Source organism: Rhodococcus ruitaii, from assembly GCF_055230935.1.
Genome location: NZ_JBUYWC010000015.1, coordinates 115,773 through 131,210, shown reverse-complemented (window position 1 = coordinate 131,210; position 15,438 = coordinate 115,773). Strand labels below are relative to the sequence as shown.

The window sequence follows — 15,438 nt, the reverse complement described above, 5'->3', positions numbered from 1 at the left end:
CGTAATCTGGAACCCGTGCCCCGTATCGCGTATTTCGGCCCGACCGGAACCTTCACCGAAATGGCCCTCGCTCGATTCGAGGACCTCGGTGTCTTCGACGAACCCGTCGAGCGTGTCGCTGCAGCCAGCCCCCCGGCCACGTTGCAGCTGCTCCGCGATGGCGAGGTGGACGCTGCGGTCGTTCCCATCGAGAGTTCCGTCGAAGGATCGGTGCCCCCGACGATGGACGCGCTCTCGATGGGGCCGCGCTTGCAGATCGTCGCGGAGATCGAGCTCGACATCGCGTTCACCGTTCTGGTGCGCTCGGGGATGACACGCGACAGAATCGCGACCATCGGCGCCTACCCCGTGGCGGCAGCCCAGGTTCGGCAATGGATCAGCGACACGTTGCCGGGCGCCACGGTCGTGACCGCATCCTCCAACGCGGGTGCCGCCGAGGACGTGGAGGCCGGCAAGGTCGACGCGGGTGTGTCGACCGCGCTCGCCGGTGACCGACTGGGCCTCGAGGTCTTGGCGGATGGTGTTGCGGACTTCGCCGGTGCCCGAACACGGTTCGTTCTCGTCACTCGTCCGGCACCGGTGCCGAAGCGGACCGGCCGCGACCGCACGTCGGTGATCCTGCAGCTCCCCAACGAGCCGGGATCGCTGGTGCGTGCGATGACGGAGTTCGCGACCCGCGGTATCGACCTGACCCGTATCGAGTCGCGACCGACGCGAAAGGAATACGGTACCTACTTCTTCCACCTGGACTGTGTGGGGCATATCGACGACGCACTCGTCGCGGAAGCACTCAAGGCACTTCACCGTTTCGCCCAGGTGCGGTTCCTCGGTTCGTGGGCGGCAGTGTCCGAACCAGGCGTCGCCCCGGTGTCGGACGAGGACGATGCACAGTGGCTGGAGCAGTTGCGGCGCGGAGAGGAAAACAGTTGAACGGGAGATTGATCCTGGCCCGGCACGGCCAGACGGTAGCGAATGTCGAGAAGCGGCTCGACACGAAGCTGCCCGGTGCGGAGTTGACGGAACTCGGTGTCACGCAGGCGAAGACGCTCGGAAAGAACCTCATCGAGCGGGTGCCGACGCTGCTCGTGTCCTCCGAGGCGATTCGTGCACGGCAGACCGCGCAGCATGCGCAGGACCCAGTGGGTCTGCAGGCGTCGGCGCGCGCGGGGCTGCACGAAGTGCAGGTCGGTGAACTCGAGGACCGCACCGACGAAGAGTCACACGCGATGTTCGTGAAGGTCTACCAGGCGTGGCATGACGGAGACCTGCGTGCGAGGGTCCCCGGCGGCGAGACCGCATTCGACGTACTCGACCGATTCGTGCCTGTGCTCGACGAGTTGCGCGCCGACTACCTCGAGGCGGGATCAGGCGACATCGTCGTGGTCAGCCACGGCGCCGCCATCCGTCTGGTCGCGTCGTACCTCGGAAAGGTGCCCGGCGGTTTCGCCAGTGGCAACCATCTGGCCAACACCGAGACCGTCGAACTCGAGCCGGTGCCCGGTGGCGGATGGGAGTGCGTGCGGTGGGCGGCTGTCCACGCACCCTTCCGCGACACCGCGCGCGCCGGGGCCGACGACCCGATGGGGTGACACCTTCCCGCGACCATTTCAGTCTCCCGCGGCCGCGATTGCGCGCGCGGGAAGCTGGCGGGCGCGCGGGAACACAGGCCGACGCGGCCTCAGGCCAGTAGCTCGGCGAAGAGTGCTCGTGCAGCTGCCGTCGCGGCGGCCTCGTCGCCCTCGATCACTGCGGTCACCAGTGCGGTGTGCTCGTGGTGGAATCCTCGTCCGGTCGTGTGGACGTGCCGATCGACAGTCTGCCGGATCGCCGGCAGCAGCGAATCGTAGAACTCGAGATACACGGCGTTGTGGCTGGCGGCGACGATCGCGCGATGGAGCGCGATGTCTGCTTCGACCGCGGTATCGGTGTCGGACTCGGCGAATCGTTGAGTGCGTTCGGTCAGCAGTTCCTCGAGGCGCGCGACATCGTCGGAGGTACGTCGTCGCGCCGCGAGAACGGCCGCGGTGACGTCGAGCGTCTGCCGCAGCTCCAGCACGTCGCGCTCGTGCGCGGTCGCGAAGTACTTGCCGAGGGTGCCGCCGATGACGGAGGTCGCGACGACGTAGGTGCCTGAACCCTGGCGGCGTTCGAGGAGCCCGGTGTGCACGAGTGCCTGTACGGCTTCGCGGACGGTGTTGCGGCTCGTTGCGGTGAGTTCACACAGTTCGGGCTCGGTGGGGATGCGGTCGCCCACGGCCCAGTGTCCGCTGCAGATCTCGGTGCGCAATTGCTCGGTGACCTGCGAGATCAAGCTCGTGCGCCGAACGGGTTGTCCCAAAGTCATCCTGTCATCCTATGATTTCTGGCGTGAGTCTTCTACGCGGCCGTCTTCTTGTCTTCTGTGCGATCGCGATGTCCGCACTCGTGCTCCGGCTTGCCGTCACTTCGTTCAGTCCGCTGGCATCGCAGATTCGCGACGAGATCGGATTCTCATCGACGGTCGTGGGTGTGTTCGGCATGGTGCCGACCGCCATGTTCGCCTTGTTCGGGATCGGCACCCCGTACCTGACTCGCCGGTGGGGGCTCGAACGGACCGCACTGGTCGCGATGCTCATGGCCGGTGTCGGCATGGCGGCGCGGGCGTTCGTCGACGAAACGTGGTCGCTGCTCGCGCTCTCCGCCCTGGCGCTCGGCGGGATGGGAATCGGCAATGTCGTAATTCCGCCGCTGGTGAAGCGGTATTTCTCCGATCGCCTGGCGTTGGTGAGTTCGGTGTACATCGTCGGCGTCCAGTTGGGGACCATCGCGCCGGCGTTCGCGGCGGTGCCCCTCGCCGACGCCTTCGGCTGGCGGATGTCGATCGGGGTCTGGGCGGTCTTCGGGTTCGCTGCGGCAGTGCCCTGGATCGTCATTCTTGCCCGTCGACGCGGGGCAGCCGCGGAAGAACAGACGGGAGCGACGCCTCAGGTACGCGGTCAGGTCTGGCGCTCGCCTGTGGGGTGGGGCATGGCCGGAATGTTCGGCATGACCTCGCTGGTCACCTACTCGATGTTCACGTGGATCCCCGACATCCTGAGCGACGCAGGTGCGAGCCCCGCGTTCGGTGGAGCGATGGTCGGATTGTTCTCACTGATGGGGCTCGTCGGCGCGTTCGGTGGCCCGACCATGTGCGCCCGGATGAACAACCCCTTCCCCGCGGTGCTCGCATGCGCGGCCTGCATGCTCGTCGGATTCGCGGGGCTGTGGCTCGCGCCGATGAGTGTGCCCGTCCTGTGGATCGTGCTCCTCGGCCTCGGGCCCAGTACCTTCCCGATGGCGCTGACGCTGATCAACCTCCGCACCCGTACCCAGGCCGGCTCCTCTGCGTTGTCGGGATTCACGCAGGGTGTGGGCTACGCCGTCGCATGCGCAGGGCCCCTCCTGTTCGGTGTCCTCCACGACGCCACATCGGGTTGGACGGCATCGTTCGCTCTTCTGATCGTCGCGGTCGTCGTGCTGGTCACCGGTGGCTACCAGGCCTGTAAGCCGCGTGCCCTCGAAGACAGCTGGCACACGGCGGACGTGCGCGAAAAAGACGCCGCTGCGCGGTAGGCCGCTGTCAGCGCGGCGCGGCCAGCCGGACGTGGGTGTTCGACGCTCCGTATCCGTCGTACCCTCCGCGGCGCTCGAGCAGTTCGACCTGGAACCCGCCGGGGACAGGCAGCGTGTAGGCGTGGAGCAGTTCGCCGGCGCCGACCCGGTCGTACAGCAGTCCGTGCTCGCGCAGCGTGTCCAGCAATCCGGGCTCGAGGATGAACCGCGCGTCGAGGTCGACGTAGTAGTTCTCCGGTGGTGTCAGGAACTCGACACCCCGCGACCGCGCGCGGCGGACTTCGGCGACGACGTCGGCCGTCGCGAACGCCAGTTGCGAAATACCGTGCTGTCGCGAAACGCCGTGCTGTCGCGAATCGGCCGCTCCGGTTTCGGAGACGTTGAGTGCGACACGGAGGTTTCCCTTACGGGCACGGAGCGCGCGGATCCGTAGCCGTCCATGCGGCTGGATGTATTCCTCGGGAGCTTCCGGCTCCAGTCCGAACAGGGTGCGGAAGAACGACAGCTCCTGGTTCAGCTCGTCGGCAGGGATGGTCATGTCGACGTGGTCGAGTCCGAGCCAGCCGTGCTCCTGCGCGGCATTGGTGGACGGAACGAAATCCGTGCGCCAGTCGTCGGCGTCTCCGGGCTCCGAACTGACGAACACGTGCAACCCGGACGGCGACGTGATGCCCGGCAGATCGGCCTCACCGGCGCCTCGAGTGCGGTCGACGGCGGGCCACAGCAGAGCCGCGGCGCGTTCCGCGACGTCGGACACCGGTGGTGCGACGAGACCCAGGGCGGTCGCGGCCGGACCGGGCGCCGGTTGCTCGTTGAGCACCACGTCGGCGCCGCCGTTACGCCACCGGACCACCGGCTTGCTGCGATGCCGCCCCGCGATGTGGAATCCCAGTCCCGTCAGCAGTTCGGCATAGGCGGAGCCGTCCGGTGCCGCCAACTCGACGAACGCGACATCGGTGCGCAGCGGTACGGGTGGAGCGACGGAGATCTTCTCGCGCACCGGTCCGGCCAGGCGTTCCCCGAGCTGATCTTCGAGGAAGACCAGAGACCGCATGGCGTCGCGCGCGGTCACGAACGGGTCGGCCTCGCGGACCACGTCGCTGAAGATTTCCAGCGACACCGGGCCGGTGTACCCGGATTCGAGTACCGCGGCAACGACACCTGCGACGTCGAGGGTGCCCTGACCCGGGAAGCATCGGAAATGTCTGCTCCATTCGAGCACGTTCATGTCCAGCACGGGTGCGTCCGCGACCTGCAGGAATCCGATCCGGTCGCCGGGGATGCCGGCGAGCGCGGTGCCGTCGTCGCCCCTTGCCAGCATGTGGAACGTGTCCACGGCCAAGGTGATCGCCGGCTGGTCGGCGCGTTCGACGACCGCCCATGCCTGGCCGACCCTATCGATGTGTCGTCCCCACGCCAGCGCTTCGAATGAGACGGTGACGCCGAAGGACTCGGCGAGCTCTCCGACGGCGTGGAGCTGCTCGGACGACAGATCGGCGTCGCCGACGGCGTCGGGCAGGGCGTTGGAGCAGGCGAGGAACACGGTGGCTCCGAGCTCCGTCATCACCTCCAGCTTGCGCCGCACACGGTGCAGCACCGTGGAGAATCGTTCGGGGTCAACGCCTTCGATGTCGCGTACCGGCTGGAACAGGTCGATCGACAGCCCCAGGTCGGCGCAGCGTCGGGCCACCTCGCGGGGCGTGAGCGGCGACGCGATGAGATCGTTGTCGAAGATCTCGATACCGTCGAAACCCGCGTCGGCGATGGCCTCGAGCTTGTCGTCGAGCACACCGGACAGCGAGACGGTCGCGATACCCTTCCGGATGCGACTGCCGTTCCGGATTCGACTGCTGGGCATCAGCGGGTCAGCTCCTCGAAGTGCCGCACCATCCGTTCGGCATCGGGCGTGCGGCCGGTGAAGTATTCGAACGCTCCGACCGCCTGGAATACCGCCATACCGCCGCCGGGTACGACACGGCACCCGCGCGAGCGCGCGAGCCGGATCAGTTCGGTCTCGAGCGGGAAGTAGACGACGTCGGAAACCCACATGTCCTCGCGGACGAGTTCGGCGGGCACGGGTAGTCCGGGATGCCCGGTCATTCCGGTCGGGGTCGCGTTGACGAGCCCTTGCGCATCGTGGAGGGCTCCGTCGAGATCGTCTGTTGCGGCGACGCGCTCGTCGCCGAAGCGTGCGGCCAGCCGGGTCGCGCAGTCTTTGGCCTTCTGCGTGTCGGTATCGATGATCGATACGTGTGCTGCGCCCTGATCCAGGAGGGCATAGCCCACCGCGGCCCCGGCGCCGCCTGCGCCGACGAGCACGGCAGTGTCGGTGACAGCGCCGGGAAGCCGACGGCGGAACGCGCGTCCCCAGCCCGACCAATCGGTGTTGAGGCCGAGGGTTCTGCCGTCGCGGACGACGACCGTATTGACTGCACCGAGGTCGCGGGCGTCGTCGGAGAGTTCGTCGAGGAGCGGGATCACACGCTGTTTGAACGGATGAGTGATGTTGAGTCCGTCGAATCCGAAATTCTGTGCCCAGGAGAGGAGTTCGGGAAGGTCATCGGCGCCGAACCTGATCTTTTCGGCGTCGAGTCGCCGGTAGGTCAGATTGAAGCCGGATTCGAGGCCTTCTCGCTCCTGCATGGCAGGGGTGAGCGACCCACTGATTCCGGCACCCACGAGACCGAGGACGAACGAGGTGCGATCGGTGTTACTGGTGGACACGGTGGATCTCCTGGTTGATGTCGAGCGAGGCGAGGCGACGGATGGCGAACTCGTAGCCGGCGGCGCCGCAGCCGGCAATGACGGCCTTCGCGACGGGCGCGACGTACGAGTGGTGTCGGAAGGGTTCGCGGGCATGGACATTGGTCAGGTGGACCTCGACGATCGGTGCGGCGACGGTGACCAGCGCATCGTGCAGGGCGAGCGAGGTGTGGGTGTACGCACCGGCGTTGACGACGAAACCGGAGGTGGTTTCGCGCACCTCGTGGACGAAGTCGATCAGATCGCCTTCGTGGTTGGACTGGCGGAAGTCGAGGTCGTAGCCGAGTTCGTCGGCGACCCGGACGCAGAGGCCTTCGATGTCGGCGAGGGTAGCGGTACCGTAGAGCGCCGGTTCGCGCGTGCCGAGCAGGTTGAGGTTGGGGCCGCCCAGCACGGTCAGGATGGGTCGGGCGGTCATCATGCGACTCCGGCCGGGATGCGGGTGGCAGCGTCAGTGCTGCGGACCTGCCCGAGGTCGCGAGTAAGCACCTTGTGGGTGGCCTTCGGACCGGACAGTACCGCGATCAGCGAGATCACGACGGCACCCAGAGCGAACAGGACCACGCGGTACCAGTTGTCGGCATTGCCGCCCATCAGAGCACCGGCGATGGCCGGGGTGAATCCGGCGAGCGCGAAGCCGAACTGGGTACCGATCGCCATGCCGGAGAGTCGGACGCTGGTGGGGAAGTACTCGGCGTAGGTCGCGGGCCAGCAGGCATTGGGCATGCTGTAGATGACGCCGGCCAGCAGGATGCCGGTGATCAACACGAAGGCAACGTTGCCGATGGAGATGGAGTACAGGAACGCGGTCGCCATGATCGCGGTGCCGATCAGGCCGGAAACGAAGACCGGCTTGCGCCCGACCCGGTCGGACAGTGACGCCCAGAGCGGGATCGTGCCCACCGCGATGACGTTTGCGATGATCGCGAGCCACAGCATGGTGGTCGAGCTGATACCGATGCCGTATTCGTCCGAGGTGGCAAAGCTGAGCGCGAAGACCTGGAAGACGGTGTTGACCATGGCGATGAACGACGCGAAGAAGACGCGCAGCACACCGCGCCAGTGATGGCGGAACAGCAGAGCCAGCGGAGCGGGCGGCACCTCGGCCTGCTTCTTCTCGGCGTGGAACTCGGGGGTCTCGTCGAGGGAGCGGCGGATGATGAACCCGATGACCAGGAGTGCCGCGCTGATCCAGAACGGGATGCGCCAGCCCCATGAGTGCAGCTGTTCGTCCGACAGCACCGCGATGACCGGCAGGAACACCAGTGGTGCGAGGACCTGTCCGCCCTGGGTGCCGCTGAGGGTCCAGCTGGTGAAGAACCCTCGACGATCATCTGGGGCGTGCTCGAACGACATCGAGTTGGCGCCCGCCTGCTCGCCGGCCGCGGAGAGGCCCTGCAGGAGTCTCAGCACCACCAGGAGCGCGGGTGCGACCAGGCCGATCTGATCGTAGGTCGGGAGGCAGCCGATGAGGAATGTGGAGACGCCCATCAGCAGGAGGGTGCCGATGAGGATCTGCTTGCGCCCGAATCGGTCGCCGATGTGGCCCATCAGGAACGATCCGAACGGACGTGCGACGTAGGCAACGCCGAAGGTCGCGAGGGAGGCGACGGTAGCGGCGGCCTGGTTGCCTTCGGGGAAGAAAATGGTGGGGAAGACGAGTGCGGCAGCTGTGCCGTAGATCGCGAGGTCGTAGTACTCGAGAGCACTGCCACTCCACGCCGCCACAGCCGCCTTGCGCGGCGTGCGCTGCACGGTGGTCGTTTCTGCCATGGGATAGCCCTTCGGGAATTGCTACATCAATTGTCGGTGAAATCGACGGTAAAGGTGGTGGCCATCACACGGCAATCGTTTGCCATTCTTTGCCATACTGATCTTATGACTCCCGAACCCCGGTCTGTGTCGCCGCGTAAACGAGCAACCATCACCGATGTCGCCCGTGCCGCAGGTGTGGCTGCGTCCACGGTCTCGCGCGCGTTCACCAACCCGGACCGGGTCAACATCGGCACTCGCGAGCACGTCCTGGGGGTCGCTGCCGAACTCGGCTACACCCCCAACCCGATGGCGCGCGCTCTCGAATCGGGCCGAACCAACACCTTCGCGCTGCTCGTCCCCGACATCACGAACCCCTACTTCGCCGGCGTGATCAACGGCGCCGAACAAGCGGCCACCGCCGCAGGGCGAACCCTCGTCCTCGGCAACACCAAAGAGAGTGCGACGACCGAGGAACAGGTGGTGCGACGGCTGGGCCCCGCCGTCGACGGCTTCGTCCTGGCCGCATCGCGCCTACCCGACGACGAATTGCGCAGGGCAGCCGAACTCAACGCCGTCACCCTCGTCAACCGGGCCACGCGCGGCGTCTCCTGCGTGGTCGCCGACTACGAGTCGGGTACCAGGCAGATCGTCGACCATCTGGCTTCGCTCGGACATCGATCGATACTGGTCCTGGGCGGTCCGCCGGAATCGTGGTCGGGTGCCCGTCGCTGGGCAGGATTGCAGGCGGCGGCGCAGGAACACGGCATGCAGGCGCGCAGGTTCGGTCCCTACGCGCCGACCCTGGGTGGCGGACCCGCGGCTGCCGACGCCGCCATCGCGGCCGGGGCCACCGCGGTGGTGTGTCACAACGACATGCTCGCTATCGGTGTGCTCCGCAGACTCGGGGAACGCGGCATCGCCGTGCCCGACCAGATGAGCGTGGTCGGATTCGACAACATGTTCGGCTCCGATCTGTGCACACCTGCCCTCACGACGCTGGCGGAACGAACCGAGGACGCCGGTGCGCGCGCGATCGAGATGCTGGGAAGGCAGGTGTACGAAGGTGTCGCCGAGTCCGCGTCGCTCGTGCTGCCGACCCATCTGGTGGTCCGGGGCTCGACAGGCCACGCCGCGTGAGGTGCCCGAGCCTGTCATGCCCCGCACGTCAGCACAGGTATCCTCGAGCGGTCCGGGTATAGCGATCGATAGGTTGGATGCGTTCATGGGGACTCCCACCGACGACACAGTCGCCGCGGAAGAGGAGGTCGGGCCGGACTGGCGGACCCTCGCGCCGATGGAGCTCACCCCGATCCTGTCGGCGAGTCTCGACGCGTTCTACGAAACCGGTTTCCACGGCACGTCGGTGCGCGAGATCGCGCGACGGGTCGGCGTCACGGTACCGGCGCTCTACTACCACCACGAGAACAAAGAGGGCCTGCTCATCGCGCTGCTCGAGTTGTCGACGAGCGAGGTGCTCTGGCGCTCGCACGCTGCCGACGCCGAGGGCGGCGCCGACCCGGTGCAGCGCCTGTCCAATGTCGTCGAAGCGATCGTGCTGCGGATGACGATGCGCGCGCGCCTCGCCGCACTCGAAAGTGAGGCGCGGTACCTGAGCCCCGACAACCGTCAGCGCTACCGCGCGGTGCGTAAGGGGATCGAGGAGATCGTGCGGACGATCGTCGAAGAGGGAACCGCGGCGCGAGCGTTCGACGTCGACGACCCCGCCGAGACCACCCGCGCCCTGCTCGGAATGTGTCAGTCGATTCCTCGCTGGTATCACGCCGAGGGAACGCTCAGCCCGCAGGAAGTCGCGAAGAAGTATGTGGTCATCGCGCTCAAGACAGTCGGAGCCCGGCCCGCTTCGTGACGGGGCTCCAGCCGTCCTGCGTGGTCAGTTCGCGCGGAAATTCGCGGGCCGCTTCTCCTGGAACGCAGAGACGCCTTCCTTGAAGTCCGGGCCGGCGAGCAACTTCATCTGCCCGTCCCACTCGCGGGTGAAGGCGTTGTCGAGCTCGGTGAGCGTCGCGTCGTTGATGGCCGTCTTGGTGTATGCGAACGCGGGGGCCGGGCCGTCCGCGAGTCGCTTTGCGAGTTCCTCGACCCTGCTGTCGAATTCGTCGTCGGGGTAGGTGTCGGCGATGAGCCCTGCTGCGAGTGCCTCGGGGGCGGGGAGCCGTTCGGCGAGCAGCGCCAATTTCAGTGCGCGGGCGCGCCCGACCGACGCGGCGACGAGGGCAGTGGCGCCCCCATCGGGCATCAGGCCGATCTTGGTGAACGCGAGGAGAAAATAGGTGGACTCCTTCGCGACGGTGAGATCGCACGACAGTGCCAGTGACACACCGATTCCTGCTGCTGCACCGTTCACTGCACCGATGACGGGCCGGGGGAACGCGCGGAGTAGCGCGGCGACCCGGTTCCCGGCATCGAGAGTCTCACTGCTCGGCGGTGCAGAGAGGTCGCGGCCGGCGATGTCGGCACCCGAGCAGAACGCCCGGCCGGTGCCGGTGAGAATGGCGACGCGGATGGAGTCGTCGTCCGTGTACTTCTCGAAGGCATCGCCGATGGCGGTGAGCGTGATCGCCTGCACGGCGTTCATGCGGGCCGGCCGGTTGATCGTCACACGCAGGACGCCGTCGTCGACCTCGACGTCGACACCGGGCAGATCGTTGGTCGGGTTCTCGGTCATGTGTCGTCCTTCGGATTCAGGGTTGAAGTGAGAGCGCGACTTTGCCTGCCGCAGAGCGGGTTGCGAGTGATCGCAAGGCCTCGGCGGCATCGGTCAGGGGATATACGGTGGGTTCGGGGACCCGCAGCGCGCCCGACTGCAGCAAGGGCCCGAGCGTCTTCCACTGCTGCGCGGGGTAGTCGGGAAGCATGCGGATGTGTTCGCCCCAACCCGCGCCGACCACCGAGATGTTCTTGAGCAGAAGACGATTGACCTTCACAGTGGGAATATCGCCGCCGGTGAAACCGAGTACCACGGCGCGACCACCCGGTGCGAGGCTGCGGAGGCTGTCGGTGAACCGGTCGCCACCGACGGGGTCGAGGACGATGTCGACGCCGCGTCCGCCGGTGAGTTCGAGGGCCTTGTCCTTGAATCCGTCCACACGGATGACGTGGGTCGCTCCGTTGGCCTCGGCGACGTCGGCCTTCGCGTCGGTGCTCACGACGGCAATCGTCTCGAGACCCAGGGCCGCGGCGACATTGAGCGCGGCGACGCCGACGCCACCAGCGGCGCCGTGCACCAGCACGGTCTCGCCGGTGCGGTAGCGGGCGCGTTCGTCGAGGGCGAAGTGAGCGGTCAGGTAGTTCAGTGGCATGCCGGCCGCGGCCGTGAGCGACACGTGGTCCGGGAGTGCGAACACCGACCGCGGATCGACGGCGACCGTCTGTTGCCACGCGCCGCCGTGCGCGAGTACGGCGACCCGTTGGCCGGGGGCGAACCCGCTGCCTTCGGGGGCGGAGCGGACGATCCCGGCGCCTTCGGCCCCGAGGACGCAGGGGAGTGGACGCACCACCTGGTAGCCCGCGCTGGTCTGGAGGAGATCGGGGTACGAGACACCGGCCGCATGCAGGTCGACGACGACATCACCGGGACCGGGTGTGGGTTCCGGGATCTCGACCGACTGCACACCGTCAGGTCCGGTGTTCTCGGTCAGATGTGCAGCATGCATGGGTTCTCCCGCCGTGTCGTCGAATCCGAGTTCCGCGCTCCTGGCAATCATTACCAGACGAAACTGATCGGGCGCTAGATAGCGTCAGTCCTTGACCGAGCGATCGTTCCGTGATACTCCTTTAGCGATCGATAAGTCAGATTTGGATCCGAAGGGGCACGCATGGCCGACGACACGACCGCTACCGAACCCGCGGCACTGTACGAACAGCGCGGTGGGGTCGCGATCATCACCCTCAACCGGCCAAAGGCCCTCAACGCGGTCAACGGCGCGTTGTCGACGGCAGTCGGCACGCTGCTCGAACAGGCAGCCACCGACGACGACGTCCGCGTCATCGTGATCACCGGCTCCGGGCGTGCGTTCTGCGCGGGTGCAGACCTCAAGGCCCTCGCGGCAGGGGAGAGCACCTCTGCGGAGGGGCACCCCGAATGGGGCTTCGCCGGCTACGCACAGCACTGGATCGACAAGCCCACGATCGCGGCCGTCAACGGATTCGCGCTCGGTGGCGGAACCGAACTCGTCCTCGCCAGCGATCTCGCCGTGGTCGACGAGGAAGCCAAGCTCGGACTGCCCGAGGTCAAGCGGGGCCTGTTCGCCGCGGCCGGTGGAGTGATCCGCCTGCAGCAGCAGATCCCCCGCAAGATCGCTCTCGAGCTCGCACTCACCGGCGAGCCCATCTCCGCCGTGCAGGGTAAGGAACTGGGTCTGGTCAACCGGGTCGCTCCCGCCGGCACGGCCCTCGACGTCGCACTCGATATCGCCGAGACCATCGCCGCCAACGCGCCGCTGTCGGTCCGCGAATCGAAGGCGATGATCCATCGCACCGCGAACCTCCCCGACTGGGGAGACGCGGCGTGGAACGCCAACGCCGAAGCTCTGAAGGTCGTCTTCAGCAGCGAAGACGCCACCGAAGGCCCCACCGCGTTCGCCCAGAAGCGGCAGCCCGTGTGGAAGGGCCGCTGACCGAACCCTCGACACCTCAGGAGCAATCATGACCAACGCAGTCATCGTCGATGTCGTCCGCACCGCGGTCGGCAAAGGCAAGCCCGGCGGCGCATTGTCGGGTACCCATCCCGTCGAACTGCTCGCGCACGTGTTGCGCTCGCTCGTCGAACGCAACGGCATCGACCCCGCCCAGGTCGACGACGTCATCGGCGGATGTGTCAACCAGGCCTCCGAACAGGCTCTCAACATCTCCCGCACCGCGCTGCTCGCGGCAGGTTTCCCCGAATCGGTGCCCGCCACCACCATCGACCGACAGTGCGGTTCGAGCCAGCAGGCCGCCCATTTCGCGGCGCAGGGTGTCATCGCCGGGGCTTACGACATGGTCATCGCGTGCGGCGTCGAATCCATGAGCCGCATCCCGATGGGCACCTCGTCGATGGGCAAGGACACCCACGGCCCGAGTATCCGCGCCCGCTACCCGGAGGGTCTGGTCAACCAGGGCATCTCCGCCGAACTGATCTCGGCGAAGTGGAAGTTCGACCGCGAGGCACTCGACGCGTTCTCCGCGCAGTCGCATCAGCGCGCCGCGGCTGCCATCGCTGCCGGCCACTTCGACAAGGAGATCGTCCCGATCGAGGTCACCGACGCGGCAGGCGGGCAGGCGGTGCACACGGCGGACGAGACCGTGCGTGCCGCCACCACCGCAGAAGGACTCGCCGGTCTGAAGCCCTCGTTCTACACCGAGGAATACGCTGCCCGCTTCCCCGAGGCGCAGTGGATCATCACCCCCGGCAACTCGTCGCCGCTGACCGACGGTGCCTCCGCGGCGCTGATCATGAGCGAGGAGCTCGCGAGCAAGCTCGGCCTCACCCCGCGTGCCCGTTTCCACTCGTTCTCCGTCGCCGGCGACGACCCGGTCTTCATGCTCACCGCGCCGATTCCGGCCACCAAGAAGGTTCTCGCGAAGGCGGGCCTGAGCATCGACGACATCGACGCATACGAGGTCAACGAGGCGTTCGCTCCTGTGCCGCTCGCATGGGCGCACGAGTTCGGCGCCGACCCGGCCAAGCTCAACCCGTGGGGCGGCGCCATCGCGCTCGGCCATGCGCTCGGCTCGTCGGGTACCCGCCTGCTGAGCACGCTCGTCAACCACCTCGAAGCAACCGGTGGCCGCTACGGTCTGCAGACGATGTGTGAGGGCGCAGGCATGGCCAATGCCACCATCATCGAACGTATCTGACACACAACACCATTCGGAAGGATATTCAATGATCGTCAATGACAGCGTTGCCGTCGTCACCGGAGGCGCCTCGGGTCTCGGCCTCGCCACCACCAAGGCGCTGATCGCAGACGGTGCCACCGTCGTCATCATCGACCTCCCCTCTTCCAACGGTGAAGCCGTCGCCAAGGAACTCGGCGACCGTGCACGCTTCGCGCCGGCCGACGTCACCGACGAGGCAGCCGTCGTCGCGGCTCTCGACCTCGCCGAGTCTCTCGGGCCACTGCGTGTCGCGGTGAACTGCGCCGGCATCGGCAACGCAGTCAAGACCGTCAGCAAGAAGGGTGCGTTCCCGCTCGATGGCTTCAAGAAGGTCATCGACGTCAACCTGATCGGCACGTTCAACGTGATCCGCCTGGCGGCCGAGCGCATCTCCAAGACCGAGCCCGTCGACGGCGAGCGCGGCGTCATCATCAACACCGCCTCCGTCGCCGCGTTCGACGGCCAGATCGGTCAGGCGGCGTACTCCGCGTCCAAGGGTGGCGTCGTCGGCATGACCCTGCCGATCGCCCGCGATCTCGCGTCGCTGCTCATCCGTGTCGTGACCATCGCTCCGGGCCTGTTCAAGACCCCGCTGCTGGGTTCGCTACCGGAAGAGGCACAGGCATCGCTCGGTCAGCAGGTTCCGCACCCCGCGCGGCTCGGTGATCCCGCCGAGTACGGTGCGCTGGCCGCGCACATCGTGTCGAACCCGATGCTCAACGGCGAGGTCATCCGCCTCGACGGTGCCATCCGTATGGCACCGCGCTAGGCACCGCAGCACGCACACGCGAGAGGAGGGGGACGATGACCGCGCAGCCCGAGACGCGCTTCACGGAGTGGCGGGTTTTTGAACCGTTGCGGCTCGACCCCATCCTCGAGAACGCGTTGGAAGCCTTCAGCGAGAACGGCTTCCACGGCACCACTGTGCGCGATCTCGCCCGTCGGGTCGGCGTGACAGTACCTGCGCTCTATTACCACTTCGAGAACAAGGAAGCCGTTCTCGTCACCCTGCTCGACGCCGCCGTCCTCGACCTCATCGACCGTGTCCTGGCCGCGGTCGCGGACGGCGGCGCCGACCCGGTCGCCAGATTCTCCAACGCCGTCGAAGCGATCGTGCTCAACATGACGTTCCGCGCCATGCGGTCCGGGTTGGATTCCGAACTGCGGCACGTCTCCGTCGAGAACCGCCGCACCTATGCTGCGACACGGAAACGCCTCGAACTCATCATGCTCGACCTCGTCCGTGAGGGCGCTGAGGCGGGGGTCTTCGATGTCGACGATGCGGAGGAGACCGTTCGGGCGATGCTCGGCATGCTCCAGTCCATCGCCCGCTGGTACCAACTCGACGGACCGCTCACCCCGGCGCAGGTCGCCGACCGTTACATCGTGATCGCCCTGCGCATCGTGGGCTTCCACGCCACCACCTGAACGTCTCACTGCCCTGAATAT

General features: G+C 67.0%; 16 protein-coding genes. 9 read left to right on the top strand and 7 right to left on the bottom strand.

Annotated features, from left to right (window positions below; all coding sequences use genetic code 11):
* Positions 1-15 precede the first annotated feature (15 nt).
* Entirely contained in the window at positions 16-930 is a 915-nt protein-coding gene (pheA, locus tag ACZI8W_RS19695) for a prephenate dehydratase (protein ID WP_463370189.1), read from the top strand.
* Positions 927-1,589, top strand: a complete 663-nt coding sequence (locus tag ACZI8W_RS19690; protein ID WP_463370188.1) for a histidine phosphatase family protein — start codon at positions 927-929, stop codon at positions 1,587-1,589. Before pheA ends, ACZI8W_RS19690 begins: the two co-directional genes overlap by 4 nt.
* An 89-nt stretch (positions 1,590-1,678) precedes the next feature.
* Here the strand turns inward: ACZI8W_RS19690 and ACZI8W_RS19685 are convergent, their stop codons facing one another.
* Entirely contained in the window at positions 1,679-2,344 is a 666-nt protein-coding gene (locus ACZI8W_RS19685; protein WP_463370187.1) for a FadR/GntR family transcriptional regulator, read from the bottom strand.
* Positions 2,345-2,355: 11 nt separating this feature from the next.
* On the opposite strand from ACZI8W_RS19685, the gene ACZI8W_RS19680 reads away from it, so the two are divergent.
* On the top strand, positions 2,356-3,591 hold the full coding sequence (locus ACZI8W_RS19680) for a CynX/NimT family MFS transporter (RefSeq protein ID WP_463370186.1): 1,236 nt from the start codon (positions 2,356-2,358) through the stop codon (positions 3,589-3,591).
* A 7-nt stretch (positions 3,592-3,598) separates the two neighbouring features.
* Here ACZI8W_RS19680 and ACZI8W_RS19675 read toward each other — a convergent pair whose 3' ends face one another.
* Genes ACZI8W_RS19675 through ACZI8W_RS19660 form a run of 4 tightly spaced genes read right to left on the bottom strand, consistent with a single transcriptional unit; the run spans position 3,599 to position 8,127 of the window.
* Positions 3,599-5,449 carry a sugar phosphate isomerase/epimerase and 4-hydroxyphenylpyruvate domain-containing protein gene (locus ACZI8W_RS19675; RefSeq protein ID WP_463370185.1) on the bottom strand — a complete coding sequence of 617 codons (1,851 nt, stop codon included), beginning with the start codon at positions 5,447-5,449 and terminating at the stop codon, positions 3,599-3,601.
* Positions 5,449-6,315: a shikimate dehydrogenase gene (locus ACZI8W_RS19670; RefSeq protein WP_463370184.1), complete on the bottom strand. Its 867-nt coding sequence runs from the start codon at positions 6,313-6,315 to the stop codon at positions 5,449-5,451. Before ACZI8W_RS19670 ends, ACZI8W_RS19675 begins: the two co-directional genes overlap by 1 nt.
* Positions 6,302-6,772 carry a type II 3-dehydroquinate dehydratase gene (aroQ, locus tag ACZI8W_RS19665; RefSeq protein WP_463370183.1) on the bottom strand — a complete coding sequence of 157 codons (471 nt, stop codon included), beginning with the start codon at positions 6,770-6,772 and terminating at the stop codon, positions 6,302-6,304. The genes ACZI8W_RS19670 and aroQ overlap by 14 nt, the downstream gene beginning before the upstream one ends.
* Positions 6,772-8,127, bottom strand: a complete 1,356-nt coding sequence (locus ACZI8W_RS19660; protein WP_463370182.1) for an MFS transporter — start codon at positions 8,125-8,127, stop codon at positions 6,772-6,774. The genes aroQ and ACZI8W_RS19660 overlap by 1 nt, the downstream gene beginning before the upstream one ends.
* A 105-nt stretch (positions 8,128-8,232) precedes the next feature.
* On the opposite strand from ACZI8W_RS19660, the gene ACZI8W_RS19655 reads away from it, so the two are divergent.
* On the top strand, positions 8,233-9,246 hold the full coding sequence (locus tag ACZI8W_RS19655; RefSeq protein WP_463370181.1) for a LacI family DNA-binding transcriptional regulator: 1,014 nt from the start codon (positions 8,233-8,235) through the stop codon (positions 9,244-9,246).
* An 85-nt stretch (positions 9,247-9,331) separates the two neighbouring features.
* Positions 9,332-9,976 carry a TetR/AcrR family transcriptional regulator gene (locus tag ACZI8W_RS19650; RefSeq protein WP_463370180.1) on the top strand — a complete coding sequence of 215 codons (645 nt, stop codon included), beginning with the start codon at positions 9,332-9,334 and terminating at the stop codon, positions 9,974-9,976.
* Between the two features lie 24 nt (positions 9,977-10,000).
* Here ACZI8W_RS19650 and ACZI8W_RS19645 read toward each other — a convergent pair whose 3' ends face one another.
* Entirely contained in the window at positions 10,001-10,795 is a 795-nt protein-coding gene (locus ACZI8W_RS19645) for an enoyl-CoA hydratase (RefSeq protein WP_463370179.1), read from the bottom strand.
* A gap of 16 nt (positions 10,796-10,811) precedes the next feature.
* Positions 10,812-11,783 carry an NADPH:quinone oxidoreductase family protein gene (locus tag ACZI8W_RS19640; RefSeq protein WP_463370240.1) on the bottom strand — a complete coding sequence of 324 codons (972 nt, stop codon included), beginning with the start codon at positions 11,781-11,783 and terminating at the stop codon, positions 10,812-10,814.
* Between the two features lie 162 nt (positions 11,784-11,945).
* Here ACZI8W_RS19640 and ACZI8W_RS19635 point away from each other — a divergent pair, with 162 nt between their 5' ends.
* Genes ACZI8W_RS19635 through ACZI8W_RS19620 form a run of 4 tightly spaced genes read left to right on the top strand, consistent with a single transcriptional unit; the run spans position 11,946 to position 15,417 of the window.
* A complete protein-coding gene (locus tag ACZI8W_RS19635; RefSeq protein ID WP_463370178.1) occupies positions 11,946-12,746 on the top strand; it encodes a crotonase/enoyl-CoA hydratase family protein in 801 nt (266 codons plus the stop codon).
* Positions 12,747-12,774: 28 nt separating this feature from the next.
* Positions 12,775-13,968 (top strand): thiolase family protein, encoded by a 1,194-nt coding sequence (locus ACZI8W_RS19630; RefSeq protein ID WP_463370177.1) that lies wholly within the window; start codon positions 12,775-12,777, stop codon positions 13,966-13,968.
* Between the two features lie 28 nt (positions 13,969-13,996).
* Entirely contained in the window at positions 13,997-14,758 is a 762-nt protein-coding gene (locus tag ACZI8W_RS19625; RefSeq protein ID WP_054717099.1) for a 3-hydroxyacyl-CoA dehydrogenase, read from the top strand.
* Positions 14,759-14,793: 35 nt separating this feature from the next.
* Positions 14,794-15,417, top strand: coding sequence for a TetR/AcrR family transcriptional regulator (locus ACZI8W_RS19620; RefSeq protein WP_463370176.1), 624 nt, complete (start codon positions 14,794-14,796; stop codon positions 15,415-15,417).
* Positions 15,418-15,438 lie beyond the last annotated feature (21 nt).